Annotated in this window: 12 protein-coding genes and 1 other annotated feature; of the genes, 11 read left to right on the top strand and 1 reads right to left on the bottom strand. The window is 36.0% G+C overall.

The features are described from left to right. Positions 1-57 precede the first annotated feature (57 nt). Complete coding sequence (locus AC1DS7_RS18505; protein WP_215588529.1) at positions 58-960, top strand: SDR family oxidoreductase; 903 nt, start codon at positions 58-60, stop codon at positions 958-960. 82 nt (positions 961-1,042) lie between these two features. Beyond that, on the top strand, positions 1,043-1,177 hold the full coding sequence (locus AC1DS7_RS18500; RefSeq protein WP_002112167.1) for a YuzL family protein: 135 nt from the start codon (positions 1,043-1,045) through the stop codon (positions 1,175-1,177). 216 nt (positions 1,178-1,393) lie between these two features. Here the strand turns inward: AC1DS7_RS18500 and rnhC are convergent, their stop codons facing one another. Beyond that, on the bottom strand, positions 1,394-2,332 hold the full coding sequence (rnhC, locus tag AC1DS7_RS18495) for a ribonuclease HIII (RefSeq protein WP_016102981.1): 939 nt from the start codon (positions 2,330-2,332) through the stop codon (positions 1,394-1,396). Between the two features lie 123 nt (positions 2,333-2,455). On the opposite strand from rnhC, the gene zapA reads away from it, so the two are divergent. From zapA to AC1DS7_RS18450, 9 genes are all read left to right on the top strand, one after another. Further along, on the top strand, positions 2,456-2,725 hold the full coding sequence (zapA, locus tag AC1DS7_RS18490) for a cell division protein ZapA (protein WP_002088902.1): 270 nt from the start codon (positions 2,456-2,458) through the stop codon (positions 2,723-2,725). Between the two features lie 2 nt (positions 2,726-2,727). Beyond that, positions 2,728-3,267, top strand: a complete 540-nt coding sequence (locus AC1DS7_RS18485) for a CvpA family protein (RefSeq protein ID WP_002034246.1) — start codon at positions 2,728-2,730, stop codon at positions 3,265-3,267. Between the two features lie 55 nt (positions 3,268-3,322). Continuing rightward, positions 3,323-5,041: a DNA polymerase/3'-5' exonuclease PolX gene (gene polX, locus AC1DS7_RS18480; protein WP_016102982.1), complete on the top strand. Its 1,719-nt coding sequence runs from the start codon at positions 3,323-3,325 to the stop codon at positions 5,039-5,041. A gap of 19 nt (positions 5,042-5,060) precedes the next feature. Then, positions 5,061-7,421: an endonuclease MutS2 gene (locus tag AC1DS7_RS18475; protein ID WP_215588528.1), complete on the top strand. Its 2,361-nt coding sequence runs from the start codon at positions 5,061-5,063 to the stop codon at positions 7,419-7,421. A 196-nt stretch (positions 7,422-7,617) separates the two neighbouring features. After that, positions 7,618-8,307, top strand: a complete 690-nt coding sequence (locus AC1DS7_RS18470; protein WP_012261786.1) for a 23S rRNA pseudouridine(2604) synthase RluF — start codon at positions 7,618-7,620, stop codon at positions 8,305-8,307. Between the two features lie 107 nt (positions 8,308-8,414). Next, positions 8,415-8,665 (top strand) — a binding site (T-box leader). Between the two features lie 113 nt (positions 8,666-8,778). Further along, positions 8,779-10,104 carry a branched-chain amino acid transport system II carrier protein BrnQ6 gene (brnQ6, locus tag AC1DS7_RS18465; RefSeq protein ID WP_012261785.1) on the top strand — a complete coding sequence of 442 codons (1,326 nt, stop codon included), beginning with the start codon at positions 8,779-8,781 and terminating at the stop codon, positions 10,102-10,104. Between the two features lie 460 nt (positions 10,105-10,564). Then, entirely contained in the window at positions 10,565-11,275 is a 711-nt protein-coding gene (isdC, locus tag AC1DS7_RS18460) for a heme uptake protein IsdC (RefSeq protein ID WP_016102984.1), read from the top strand. Positions 11,276-11,298: 23 nt separating this feature from the next. Then, a complete protein-coding gene (locus AC1DS7_RS18455) occupies positions 11,299-11,757 on the top strand; it encodes an NEAT domain-containing protein (protein ID WP_016102985.1) in 459 nt (152 codons plus the stop codon). 32 nt (positions 11,758-11,789) lie between these two features. Further along, complete coding sequence (locus AC1DS7_RS18450) at positions 11,790-15,026, top strand: NEAT domain-containing protein (RefSeq protein WP_476999151.1); 3,237 nt, start codon at positions 11,790-11,792, stop codon at positions 15,024-15,026. Positions 15,027-15,099: the final 73 nt, after the last annotated feature.

The following is a 15,099-nucleotide window of genomic DNA, read 5'->3' as shown; positions in this document are numbered from 1 at the left end:
CCACTTCATATATAAGTAAAACGAATGCGACATTTATAGGGAAGGGGTTTTTGTACAATGGGAGAAATTCCAAGTCATACAAAGTGGACATTGCGTGACAAGTATATAGTGATCACTGGTGCAACAAGTGGTATTGGATTAGCGGCAGCTAAGGTATTTGCAGAACGCGGTGCCAAACTAGGAATCATTGCACGTAACGAAGCAAAAGCGAATGATGTTATGACTCAAATTAAAAATGTAACGAATGGGAATGCAGTGGTAGATATATTTTTAGCTGATATGGCTTCCCAACAATCTATACGCCGGGTAGCTACTGATATTTTAGAAAGGTGTCCGAGAATAGATATATTAGTGAATAATGCTGGTGCTTTATTTCAAACAAGGCAGCTTACGAAGGACGGTTTGGAGATGACCTGGGCGGTAAACCATTTAGGTCCATTCTTACTCACTAATTTGTTGTTGGAGCGTTTAAAAGAAAGTGCTCCTGCTCGTGTCATTACCACTGCATCTCACGGTCACAAAATGGCTAAAAAGGGAATTGACTTCGGTGATCTAGATGCAGAACAACTTTATCGCGGTGTTAAGAAGTTCATGGGCGGTCCCACAATGCGTTATGCGCAAACAAAACTGGCTAACATTTTATTCACCTCTGAATTGGCACAGCGGTTGGAGGGAACGAGTGTTAGTGCCTATAGCTTTGATCCAGGGCTAGTGGATACGAATTTTAACCAGGACAATGGTCTGGTTGCTCGCTTAACTATGGCAGCAATGAAACCTTTCTCTCGTACACCCGAGGAAGGTGCTGAAACTCTAATATGGCTAGCAGAATCAACTGGATTTACTGATCATAGTGGTTATTACTATGCCGATAAGCAAATAGGAAAAATGTCTGAAGCTGCCTTGGATAAGGATGCCGCAAAACGTCTATGGGACATTAGTGAAAAACAGACAGGAGGATAAAAGAGTAGCCAGTATATGTTCAGATGGTTATGCTGAATAGTTTTTTACTCTTAAGTGAAAAGTAATCTTGGGGGTGATTGTAATGAGTAAGAAAGTGAAAACAGACCATTCTAGATCAAGCTTAGGTTCTCCGGAAGTGGAAGGACAAGGAACGACTACGCATGAAACGGGTTCTTATAAAGTACCTTCATCAAATAAGAAGCAGAAACGAAGTTAAACATAAAAAGGGAGTCATGGAGACTCTCTTTTTTTAGGTGAATAGTGAATATATATCGTCCTAAATTTAAATATATATCGATATAACGAAGAAGTGCGACAAAAATAGGAACGTGTGAGATTCTATTTATCCATTTTTCATCCATAAAAGGCGAAAAGAATTCAATTCTTTTCGCCTTGTTTAGTTCATTCATATCCTGTCGATACTAAAAAGTAGTTATTTTTTTAATAAGCGAAACGCCTTCTCTGTATTAGCAAAATGCACTTTCACAAATTCAGGTAGTCTTTCTTTACCGACTTTTTGAATTAATTTAGCAGCGGCAATATCAACTTGTTTACCAGCACCTTTCGGAAGTTGCATACCAGCTTTTTTGCTTAGTTCGTCAAATTGTTTTACGAATGAGTAACGAGCTAAAATGGAAGCGGCGGCTACTGCTAAATGGACACTTTCACCTTTTGTAGCGAAGTAAACATTTTCACGCTGTACCTGTTTTTGTTTCGATAAATATTTATAGTATGTATCAGGCTGTGTAAATTGGTCGATTAAGATACCCTCAGGTGTTGTAGGTGCAATTTTAGCCAATAAGTTTGTGATGGCTTTGTTATGTAGTAAAGCTTTTAGTTTACCTTGGTTGTTTCCTTTATCAAATAGCTCGTTATATTTTTCATTATGAAGAACGAGGGAGCTGTAAGGAACAACGTGAAGGAGTTGTTTTGCAATCTCAGCAATTTGAGCATCATTTAAGTTTTTGGAGTCTTTTACACCGAGTTCTTTTAAAAGTGGAATTTGCTTCGCATCCACATATACAGCAACAACTGTCATCGGTCCAAAGAAATCTCCAGTACCTACTTCATCGGACCCTAAAATCGACATTGTACCAATAGAAGAAGGTGGTGCATATTGATGCGAATTGACCGATTTTTTTACAGCGGATTTTGGTGTTTGAGAGACAGTTTGCCAACGAGAAGCCTCTGCTTCAGCACGTCCACCTTGAAACATTACTTTTCCTGATTTATAAGCTGTAATTGTGCAAGATGGAACCTTTGCCATAAAGATACCGCCTTGCGGAATTTTGGGGCTAAGTGCTTGTTTGTATTGTTGTTTCATGTCTTCAATTACTGTAGAACTTGTTTGTATTACGATAGAATTTGACAAAATGGTCGCTCCTTTTTTATGTTGTTATTTTTATCATATCGGATTGTTCTTTCTGTTTCCATATTATGATGGTTCATGGTATGATAAACTTTAGGATTCTGTACGTGATTGGAGGCCGGTGAGTTGTCACAACAAAAGGGAAATAAAAGTCGAATTAATGTAGAAATATATGGCCAACAGTATTCAGTTGTTGGCGATGAAAGTACAAGTCATATCCGCATGGTAGCAGCGATTGTGGATGATAAAATGCGCGAACTCAATGCCAAGAATCCTTCGCTTGATACGAGTAGACTAGCGGTATTGACGGCGGTAAACGTCATACACGATTACATAAAATTAAAAGAAGAACATGAGAAGTTGAAAGAAAGTATGACACAAAAAGGAATGGAATAAACATGATTGATATTATTATCATTTTATTGCTTGTTATGGGATTTTTCCTCGGTTTACGCAGAGGATTTATTTTGCAACTTGTAAAGTTAACAAGCTTTATTATCGCATACCTCGTTGCATACTGGTACTGTAAAGATTTAGCGCCAACGCTTGCGAAATTTATTCCGTATCCATTCGATAAGAATGTATCTGTTCCAGAATGGATAGATGCGAATAATATTGAGGGTGTCTTCTATCAAGCAATTGCGTTTATTGTATTATTTATTATTACAAAAATCGCACTTTCACTACTTGGTAATTTACTGAATATGTTTGCAGAAATCCCAGTTTTAAAGCAAGTCAATGCGGTTGCTGGGGCACTTCTTGGCTTTTTAGAAGTGTATATCATTCTGTTTGTCTTAATTATTGTTGGAACAATTCTTCCAATTGAACAAATACAAACACCATTACAAAAATCATCAATTAGCAAAATAATTGTAGACGATACACCGATTCTTTCTGAAAAGGTGAAGGAACTATGGCAGACAGGTAGCAGAGTGTAACTTCTCTTTTTTCGGAAAGAGAAGTTTTTTTCTATGAAAGAAAGGCGGGGAAATGATGAAAGTGAATAAAAAACAAGTTATCAAATTACTAGAGACAATTGGCCTATTTATGGAACTAAAGGGCGCGAATCCATTTAAAATATCTGCATTCCGTAAAGCGGCGGCAGCACTAGAAAGTGATGACCGTAGTCTTTCTGAAATTGAAGATTTCACAAAGATTCCAGGTATCGGAAAAGGAACAGCAGCAGTTATTCAAGAATATATAGAATCGGGAACATCTGAAGTACTACAAGAACTTGAAAAAGAAGTACCAAGCAGTTTATTACCACTATTAAAACTACCAGGCCTTGGTGGTAAGAAGGTGGCCAAGTTATACAAAGAACTTGGTGTTGTTGATATGGAAACGTTAAAAGCTGTTTGTGAAGAAAATAAAGTACAAGCTTTAGCTGGATTCGGTAAGAAAACAGAAGAGAAAATATTAGAAGCAATTGATCAAGTAGGCTCTCGTCCAGAGCGTTTACCAATTGCGATGGTATTGCCTATTGCCGGGGAAATAGAGGGGAAATTGTCGAATGTTGCTGAAATAATTCGTTTCTCACGCGCTGGTAGTTTACGCCGTGTTCGTGAGACAGTGAAGGACTTAGATTTCATCATTGCAACGACAGAGCCAGCAGTAGTGCGTGAACATTTACTACAATTTGATAATATGATTGAAGTGATTGCAAGTGGAGATACGAAAGTATCTGTTCGTCTTCAATATGAATATGATATTTCAATTGACTTCCGCTTAGTAAAACCAGAAGAATTTATTACAACTCTTCACCATTTCACAGGATCAAAAGACCATAACGTAAAAATGCGCCAAATTGCGAAAGATAGAGGCGAAAAAATTAGTGAATACGGTGTGGAAATCTTAGAGACAGGTGAAGTGAAAACATTCGAAACAGAAGAAGCATTCTTCGCCCACTTTGGCCTTCCATTCATCCCACCAGAAGTGCGTGAAGATGGAAAAGAAATTGAATTAATTAAAGAGTATCCGAACTTAATTCAGTTCTCTGATATACAGGGTGATTTACATATGCATACAACGTGGAGTGACGGTGCTTTTTCAATTGAAGAAATGGTACAAGCGTGCCGCGCTCGTGGATATAAATTTATGGCAATTACTGATCACTCGCAATACTTGAAAGTAGCGAACGGTTTAACGAAAGAGCGTCTTCGTGAACAAGCGAAAGAAATTGAACGTATGAATGAAAAGTATCCAGACATTACAATTTTGCGCGGGATTGAAATGGACATTTTACCAGATGCGACACTTGATTTTGACGATGAAGTATTAGCAGAACTAGATTATGTCATTGGAGCCATTCACTCTAGCTTCTCACAAGACCGTGAAACGATTATGAAGCGTCTTCGCACTGCACTTGAGAATAAGCATGTCACAATGATTGCCCATCCGACAGGACGTCTTCTTGGGCGCCGTGAGGGTTACGATGTAGATACAGATTTATTAATCCAGCTCGCAAAAGAAACAAATACAGTTTTAGAATTAAATGCAAATCCAAACCGTCTAGATTTAAGCGCGAAATTATTAAAACAAGCACAAGATGCTGGTGTAAAAGTAGCGATTAATACGGATGCCCATACACTTGAAATGTTAGAAGATATGGAAACAGGTGTAGCAGCAGCGCGTAAAGGTTGGATTCAAAAAGATAACGTGATTAACACATGGGATATTGAACGTTTATTAGACTATATTAAACGTAATAAGTAATACAGGGGGGACCTGCAACATGTTAGAACGAACGTTGCGTGTATTAGAATATAATAAAGTAAAAGAACAATTACTTGAACATACAGCATCTTCACTTGGTCGTGATAAAGTGAAGAATTTAGTGCCAAGCACAGATTTTGAAGAAATTGTGGAATTGCAAGAAACAACGGATGAGGCAGCGAAAGTCATCCGTTTAAAAGGACATGTACCACTTGGAGGGATTTCTGATATTCGTGCAAATATTAAGCGTGCGAAAATTGGAAGTATGTTAAGTACTCATGAATTAATTGAAATCGCAAGTACGATGTACGGTAGTCGCCAAATGAAACGTTTCATTGACGATATGATTGACAACGGTGTTGAGCTTCCAATTTTAGAAACACATGTCGCACAAATTGTGTCTTTATATGATTTAGAAAAGAAGATTACAAATTGTATTGGTGACGGCGGTGAAGTAGTCGATAGCGCAAGTGACAAATTGCGTGGTATTCGTAATCAAATTCGTACTGCGGAAAGCCGTATTCGTGAGAAATTAGAAAACATGACGCGTTCTTCAAACGCGCAAAAAATGTTATCAGATGCAATTGTAACGATTCGTAACGAACGCTACGTAATCCCGGTAAAACAAGAATACCGCGGCGTATATGGTGGTATTGTTCACGATCAATCTGCTTCTGGACAAACATTATTTATCGAACCGCAAGTAATCGTGGAATTAAATAACGCACTTCAAGAAGCACGTGTGAAAGAAAAACAAGAAGTAGAACGCATTTTAATGATGTTAACGGAAGAAGTAGCAGTGGAAGCTGATATTGTTTTATCAAACGTAGAAGTAGTTGCAAATCTTGATTTTATTTTTGCGAAAGCTCTTTATGCGAAGCGAATTAAAGCGACGAAGCCAATCGTAAATAATGAACGCTACATGGATTTAAAACAAGCACGCCATCCGCTTATTGATCCGGAAATTATCGTGCCAAATAACATTATGCTTGGTAAAGACTTTACAACAATCGTTATTACAGGACCGAATACAGGTGGTAAAACAGTTACACTTAAAACAGTCGGTATTTGTGTCTTAATGGCGCAATCTGGTCTTCATATCCCAGTAATGGATGAATCAGAGATATGTGTATTTAAAAACATCTTTGCTGATATCGGTGATGAGCAATCGATTGAACAAAATTTAAGTACATTCTCTTCTCATATGGTAAACATTGTAGATATTTTAGAAAAAGCTGATTTTGAAAGTTTAGTCCTATTTGATGAATTAGGTGCTGGGACAGATCCGCAAGAAGGGGCTGCACTAGCGATTTCTATTTTAGATGAAGTATGTAACCGTGGTGCTCGCGTTGTTGCAACGACGCATTACCCAGAATTAAAAGCATATGGATACAATCGTGAGCAAGTTATTAATGCGAGCGTTGAGTTCGATGTGAATACATTAAGCCCAACGTACAAATTATTAATCGGTGTACCAGGACGTAGTAACGCCTTTGAAATTTCGAAGCGTCTTGGTTTGTCTGATCGCGTTATTGATCGCGCTCGTAACCATATTAGTACAGATACGAACAAAATCGAAAATATGATTGCAAAGCTAGAAGAAAGCCAAAAAAATGCAGAGCGCGAACGAAAAGAAGCGGAAGAGCATCGTAAGCAATCTGAAAAACTTCATCGTGAATTACAACGTCAAATTATTGAATTTAACGATGAGCGCGATGAAAAATTATTAAAAGCGCAAAAAGAAGGGGAAGAAAAAGTCGAAGCTGCAAAGCAAGAAGCAGAAGGCATTATTCAAGAACTTCGTCAATTGCGTAAAGCACAGCTTATAAACGTGAAAGACCATGAGCTTATTGAAGCGAAGAGCCGTCTAGAAGGTGCGGCGCCAGAGCTTGTGAAGAAACAAAAAGTAAACGTGAAAAACACAGCGCCAAAACAACAGTTACGATCAGGTGATGAAGTAAAAGTGTTAACGTTCGGTCAAAAAGGTCAATTGCTTGAAAAAGTAAGTGATACAGAGTGGAGCGTACAAATTGGTATTCTGAAGATGAAAGTGAAAGAATCCAATATGGAATACATTAATACACCGAAGCAAACTGAGAAAAAAGCAGTCGCAAGTGTGAAGGGTAGAGATTATCACGTGTCGTTAGAGCTAGACCTTCGCGGCGAACGTTATGAAGATGCAATGATGCGCGTTGAAAAATATTTAGACGATGCACAGCTTGCAAGCTATCCTCGTGTATCAATTATTCACGGTAAAGGAACAGGAGCGCTTCGCCAAGGTGTACAAGATTACTTGAAGAAACATCGCGGTGTGAAAACCTACCGCTACGGTGACATGGGCGAGGGAGGCCTAGGCGTAACAGTTGTCGAATTAAAATAGCAAACAACCAAACAAAAGGGGAAACCATTATATGTTTATGGACAAACTTGCAAAAGTATTGTTAGCTTGTTGCGGAATATTTTTGGTAATTGGGGTTATTTATTTAGTTGTTTTTGCGAAGTAAAGGAGCGTCAATCTTGGCATAATGATATTGCCATGGATTGACGCTTTTAATCTATAAGAAAAGGAACAAAACATGAAAATCAACCAATACATAAGCGAAGCAAAATCCTGCTCAAGACGTGAAACAGACCGTCTCATTAAAGCAGGACGTGCCTGTATTAACGGTGAAGTATGTACGCACGGTGCACTCGTTAATGAAGGTGATATTGTAACAATTGATGGGCAAGTTATTGTAAAAGAAGAGAAAGAAAAGGTGTATATTGCCTTCCATAAACCAGTCGGAATTACTTGTACAGCAGCCGAACATATTGAAGATAATATTATTGATTATATCGATTATCCAGAACGAATCTTTCCTGTTGGACGATTAGATAAAGCATCGGAAGGACTCATCTTATTAACGAATGACGGTGCGATTGCGAATCAAATTTTGCACGGTGATCATGAGCATGAGAAAGAATATGTTGTCGCTGTTGATAAGCCGTTTACAGATTGGTTTATTGATGAGATGTCCAGCGGTGTAAAGATTAAAGATGGAATGACGAAGCCATGTAAAGTGACGAGAGTTAATCAGTCTACATTCCGCATCGTTTTAACGCAAGGAATGAATAGGCAAATTCGTAGAATGAGTCGTGCTTTCGGATTTACTGTAACAAAGCTAAAGCGAGTACGCATTATGAATATAGAGCTAAATGAGCTTGAAGCTGGAAAATGGCGAGACATTACACCTAAGGAATTAGAAATATTAATAGGGCAGTTATAGGGAGGAAAGTTTTCTCCCTATATTTTTTTGTCAGAAAAAATAAAACTATTGATTTTTTAAAAAATAGCCCATATAATAAAAAACAACAAGTTTCGACAACATATTTTATAAAAGTAATGATGAGGACATGAGTTGTTTTTGACGATTCTCAGAGAGGGAAGCCTTAGGCTGTGAGCTTCCTAATACGGAAAGACAAACTTACCACCTCTAAACTTCAAGAGTGAACTGCAGATGCATTGTAATTCTTGGCGGATAAAACCGTTATCAATTTACACGAGCTATAAAATGAGCTTATTTCGTTATAAATTCATTTTATTAGAATAAGGGTGGAACCACGATTTCAACACTCGTCCCTTTGTTAGGGACGGGTGTTTTTTGCGTTCTTTTACGGGGAAGTATGCTTGAAAGAGGATATGTGACGGATTTTAATTCAGAATATTTTGTCAATAAAATAATTAGGAGGTAGTAGAAATGAAGTCATCTTTAAAGTTTTCTGAGATGTTTGCAATAAGCTTAATGTTATTTGCACTGTTTTTCGGTGCCGGTAATATGATTTTCCCACCAGCGTTAGGGCAAGGTGCTGGAACAGATGTATGGATCGCGTTATTTGGCTTTATCGTAACAGGTGTAGGACTGCCTTTATTAGGAGTTATTGTTATAGCTCTAAAGGGAGATATTAATGAATTAGCAGGACGTGTACATCCTCTATTCGCGCTAATTTTCATTACTGCAATTTATTTATGTTTAGGCGTATTTGTTAGTGTGCCACGTACAGGGACTGTTGCTTATGAAATGAGTGTTGCACCGTTTTTACCAAGTGAGATAGCTGGTCAATCGTATCCACTTGTTATCTTTACATTTATTTTCTTTGCAGTTACTTTCTATTTAGCATTAAACCCATCGAAATTAGTGGGGCGCATTGGTAAAGTGTTAACTCCAATTTTATTAGCTGTTATTGCAATTATTGTAGCGAAAGCAATTATGACTCCAATGGGAGAGTTTGGTGCCCCTACAGAAGCGTATAGTGCCCCGCTCTTTAAAGGTTTTATTGATGGATATTTAACTTTAGATGGACTTGCAGCACTTGTTTTCGGAAATGTTGTGATCAATGCTTTAAAAGCAAAAGGCATTACAAATAAGAACAGTATTGCAAAAGTAACAATCTTTGCAGGATTTATTGCAGCACTTGGCTTACTTCTTGTTTATTTAGCACTTGCTTACCTTGGAGCTTCTAGTGTTTCACTTGGAATGGGAGCAAACGGCGGAATTATTTTAACAAACGTCGTGAATCATTTATTTGGTAGCTACGGAACATTATTACTAGGGATCGCAATTACAGCAGCATGCTTAACAACTTCTGTCGGTATTGTTGCAGCTTGTGGAGAATATTTTTCTTCGTTATTACCAAAGCTTTCTTATCAAAAAGTCATTTTCATTTTCTCTTTATTAGCATTTATGGTAGCAAATCTTGGTTTAACTCAGTTAAACGCATTAGCATTACCAATCTTAATTGCAATTTACCCAATTGGTATCGTACTGATCGTATTATCACTTGTTGAAAACTATATTCGTCTTCCATTAGCTATGTATGTAGGCGGTATTGTAGGCGCATTTGCAATTAGCTTCTTTGATGGATTGCATAATGCCAATCTTCAAGTAGCGGCCCTTGCTCCTATTTTAGATAAAATTCCATTATATAGTGTAGGGATTGGTTGGTTAGTTCCGGGTATCATTGGAATTGCAATTGGATATGTAGTTTCTTTATTTCAAAAGCAAGAAATTGCTGTAGAAAAATAAGGGAAAGAGGCTTTCTTTTAAAGAAAGCCTCTTTTTTTGTAGAAAAATTATATATAGAAGAATTCAGATATTAAAAATTTTATACGTAATATAGTTGACAAAAAAATTACCAGTAGGCTAAGATTGACTTAGTTGTGGAAATATTGGAAGGGAAGAGGTTTTCTATGACTATATCATTTTTGTAAGAAGAGGTGATAAAACGATAGAATTAGGCGGTTTATTTTTTTTGAAATTCGTTGAGAATGATAATCAATAAAATGATGAAAGAGTTTTATGTTTATTCTTATAGGAAAAATTGGTGGGATTATTTTTTTGTCTATCAATGAGAATGATAATCAATATATTTCTAACTACATAGTGTTACTCGTTATAAAATAGAGATAGAAAGATTATTTTTTTTCTTATATATTGAGAATAATTATCATTTTCAAAAAAGAAAAACAAGGAGGCAGTAAGGTAAATGAGAAAGTTTTCGGTATTACCCGCTTTTATTATGACATTCGTATGTATGCTAGCTTTTCTCGTAGTGCCATTCGGACAAGCTTCGGCAAATGTAGCTGACGGTACTTACGATATTAACTATGTCATACAAAAAGCAGAAAATGATTCAGCTTCAATGGCAAATGATTATTTTGAAAAACCAGCTAAGTTAATTGTAAAAAATGGTGAGATGAGAGTACAAATTCCTATGAATCATAGTGCTTGGATTACAGAATTTAAAGCACCAGAGAACGGGAACTTTGTTGATGCAAAAGTTGTTAGTAAAGATGAATCTGCAGATAAAAGAACTGTAGAGTTTAAAATAGACGACTTATCTAAACCAGCAGCTGTAAAAATTCATGTTGTTGTACCGAACGTAAATTATGACCATAACTACACAATTCGCTTTGCGTTTGATGCAAATGTAAAAGCAGTAGGTGGAGAGAATAAGGCAACTGCTGCAACAAAAAATGAAGATCAAACTCAAAAAAATACACAAGTAAAAGAAGAAGTGAAGAAAGAAGAGAGCAAAGAAACAAACAAAGATGTAAATAAAGGAACAAATGAAAGTGGGAAAGCTGAAAAAACAGATAACCCAAAAACAAGTGATGAGGCACGTATCGGATTATTTGCAGCATTACTTCTTATTTCAGGTGTTTTCTTAGTTCGTAAAGTGAAGTTAGGTAAATAAATCTTTGGAAGGGCGATGAATATATGTTTAAACAATTTAAAATGATTATTGCCGTATTTGCTGTCTTACTTACGTTTATAGCAACACTAGGGTTACAAGATGCAAAAGCTGCTACACAACTAGCTGATGGAAAATATAATATTGCTTTTACTGTATGGAAAGGCGATAAAGATGAATCATCTAGAATGAATAGTTATTTTGAAAGTCCAGCAACATTAACAGTTAAAAATGGAAAACAATACGTTTCATTGAAAGTGAAAGATAGTGTTTCTATTAAAAGTTTCCAAGTAGAAAAAGATGGTCAATTTTTAGAAACAACAGTCTTAAGTGAAAACAAAAAAGAGAATACTAGAGTAGTAGAATTTGAAGTAGCTGACTTGTCAGAAAAACTAAAAGGAAAGGTGAAAATTAACATCCCAATTATTAATTATAACGCTTCATATGATATTCGTTTTGTATTTGATGGGAACAGCATTAAATAATTGGAAATTTTTTAAAAAGGAGAGTCATTCTATTGAACAGGTATTTTAAAATTGTTGTTGCAATGTTTCTAACGATTTTCACATTCGTATCAACGCTACAACCACTTGCAGTTCAAGCTGCTAGTCAACTAGCTGACGGTGAATACTCAATCGGTTTCAAAGTTCTTAAAGACACATCAGATGAAGAATCTATGATGAATCAATACTCTGTAAGTCCAGGAACTTTAAAAGTGAAGAATGGGAAAAAGAAAGTATCCTTTACGTTAGAACATAGTTCATGGATTACAAAGTTTGAAACGGAAAAAAGTGGTCAGTTTGTTGCGACAAATGTAATTAGTGAAGATCAAGAAAAAGATACAAGAGTCGTAGAATTCGATGTGGACGATGTAGAGAAGGTATTAAATGCGAAAGTAAAAGTAGACATTGATTTTTTAAATTATCATCATGACTATGATGTGCGTATTGCATTTGATCAAAATAGTATTACACCGATTCATGTAGAACAACCAAATGAAAAAGAGGACCCAGCTAATAAGCCAGATCCAAATGAAAATCCGGATCCGAGTCAGAAGCCCGACCAAAAGCCTGACCCAGATCAACAACCAAATTCTAACACAATTAAAGATGGAGAGTACAGCATTCCATTTAAAGTGTTAAAAGATCAAACAGATGAAGAATCTAAGATGAATACTTACATGGTAAATCCAGGGGTATTAAAAGTAGAAAACGGTAAGAAAAAAGCAATTGTAACGTTAAAAAATAGCTCATTAATTAAAAATTTTCAAACGGAAAAAGATGGCGCATTTGCTGATGCAAAAGTAGTGAGTGAAGATAAAGAAAAAGATACAAGAGTAGTAGAATTTGAAGTAGACGATTTATCTAAAAAACTAAATACAAAAGTATTTATTGAAGTGGCATCACAAGGTTACAAGCAAACACATAATGTACAACTTTTATTTGAACAAGATAAACTTGAACAAATTAAAAATGAAGAGAAACAACCGGAAGTAGAAAAACCAGATACTGAAACAATTAAAGATGGTGAGTACAGCGTTCCGTTTAAAGTGTTAAAAGATCAAACAGATGAAGAATCTAAGATGAATACTTACATGGTAAATCCAGGGGTATTAAAAGTAGAAAATGGTAAGAAAAAAGCAATTGTAACACTAAAAAGTAGCTCATTAATTAAAAATTTCCAAACGGAAAAAGATGGTGCGTTTGTTGATGCAAAAGTAGTGAGTGAAGATAAAGAAAAAGATACAAGAGTAGTAGAGTTTGAAGTAAACGACTTATCTAAAAAACTAAATACAAAAGTATTTATCGAAATGGCATCAAGAAACTATAAGCAAACACATGATGTGCAACTTTTATTTGAACAAGATAAGCTTGAACAAATTAAAAATGAAGAGAAACCAGAAGTAGAGAAACCAGAAGTAGAGAAGCCAGAAGTAGAGAAACCGGAAGTAGAAAAACCAGATGCTGAAACAATTAAAGATGGTGAATACAGTATCAATTTCAAAGCTTTAAAAGATCAAACAGAAGAAATTTCAATGATGAACACGTATACAAAGAGTCCAGGCGTGTTAAAAGTGAAAGATGGTAAAAAATATGTATCATTCACATTAACGAATAGCGCTTGGATTACAAAGTTTGAATTTGATAAAAATGGTTCGTTTGTTGATGCGAGTGTATTGAGTGAAGATACGAAAGCTGATACGCGTGTAGTGGAAGTGGAAGTAGCAGATTTATCGAAAAAATTGAACGCAAAAGTAAAAGTCGATATCGATTCAATGAATTATCATCATTTCTATGATATTCAATTTGCATTTGATAAAGATAGCATTAAACCGTTAGATAACCAAGGCGGAAACGACAACCAAGGCGGAAACGACAACCAAGGCGGAAATGATAACCAAGGTGGAAACGACAACCAAGGCGGAAACGACAACCAAGGCGGAAACGACAACCAAGGTGGAAATGATAACCAAGGTGGAAACGACAACCAAGGCGGAAACGACAACCAAGGCGGAAACAACAACCAAGGTGGAAACGACAACCAAGGTGGAAACAACAACCAAGGCAATAATACAACAATTGATCCAAACGCTCTTAAAGACGGTGAATACAGCATTGGCTTTAAAGTATTAAAAGATCAAACAGATGAAATATCAATGATGAATACATACACAAAAAGCCCAGGTGTATTGAAAGTAAAAGATGGTAAGAAATATGTATCGTTTACATTAACAAATAGTACATGGATTACAAAGTTTGATTTTGAGAAGAATGGCTCGTTCGTTAATGCAAAAGTATTAAGTGAAAATAAAGAGCAAAATACAAGAGTAGTAGAAGTAGAAGTAAATGATTTGTCTAAAAAATTAAATGCAAAAGTAAAAGTAGATATTGATTCAATGAATTATCACCATTTCTACGATGTTCAATTTGTATTTGATCAAGATAGTATCAAAGCTTTAGGGAACCAAGGTGGAAACGACAACCAAGGCGGAAACGACAACCAAGGCGGAAATGATAACCAAGGTGGAAACGATAACCAAGGTGGAAACGATAACCAAGGCGGAAATGACAATCAAGGTGGAAATAATACACCGAAAGTAATAGTTGATCCGAAAAATTTAGTAGATGGTCAATATGATATTACATTTAAAGTGTTAAAAAACAAAACAGAAGAACTTTCAAAGATGCATGACTATACTGTAAATCCAGCAAAATTAATCGTTAAAGATGGTAAAAAGTACATTGAGATGACGCTGAAAAATAGTGCGTGGATTACGAAATTCCAAACAGAAAACAATAGTCTTTTTGCTGATGCAAAAGTAGTAAGTGAAGATAAAAATGCAAATACGCGAGTAGTACAATTTGAAGTAGAAGATTTATTTAAAAAATTAAATGCAAAAGTGAAAGTAGACATTGATGAGATGAACTACCACCACTTCTACGATGTCCAAATTCAATTTGATACAAATAATATTGGTGCGTTAGGAACGATTAAAGAGGATCCAAAAAAAGATCCGAAAAATGATCCGAACAATCCAGTGATTACGCCGAAAGTAGATAATGTAAAAAAAGTAGATAATCCTGATTTTAACCGAAATGCAGATGATAAGAAGAAAAAAGAAGATCAAAAAAATGATTCGAAAAAAGAGAAAAACTCAAAAACGGCAGATACAGCACAACTAGGTTTAAACATGGTGCTATTGCTTGGGTCACTTGCTTTACTAGTTCGTAAATATAGAGCAGGTAGATTGTAATTTTTGGAGTCTTGATGCATGTTTGCATGCATCAAGACTTGTTTCATATTGTTTGGAAAGGAGTGGTGATTAA

Source organism: Bacillus sp. P4_E1 (assembly GCF_056401715.1).
This window is presented reverse-complemented; position numbering and strand designations above follow the sequence as displayed.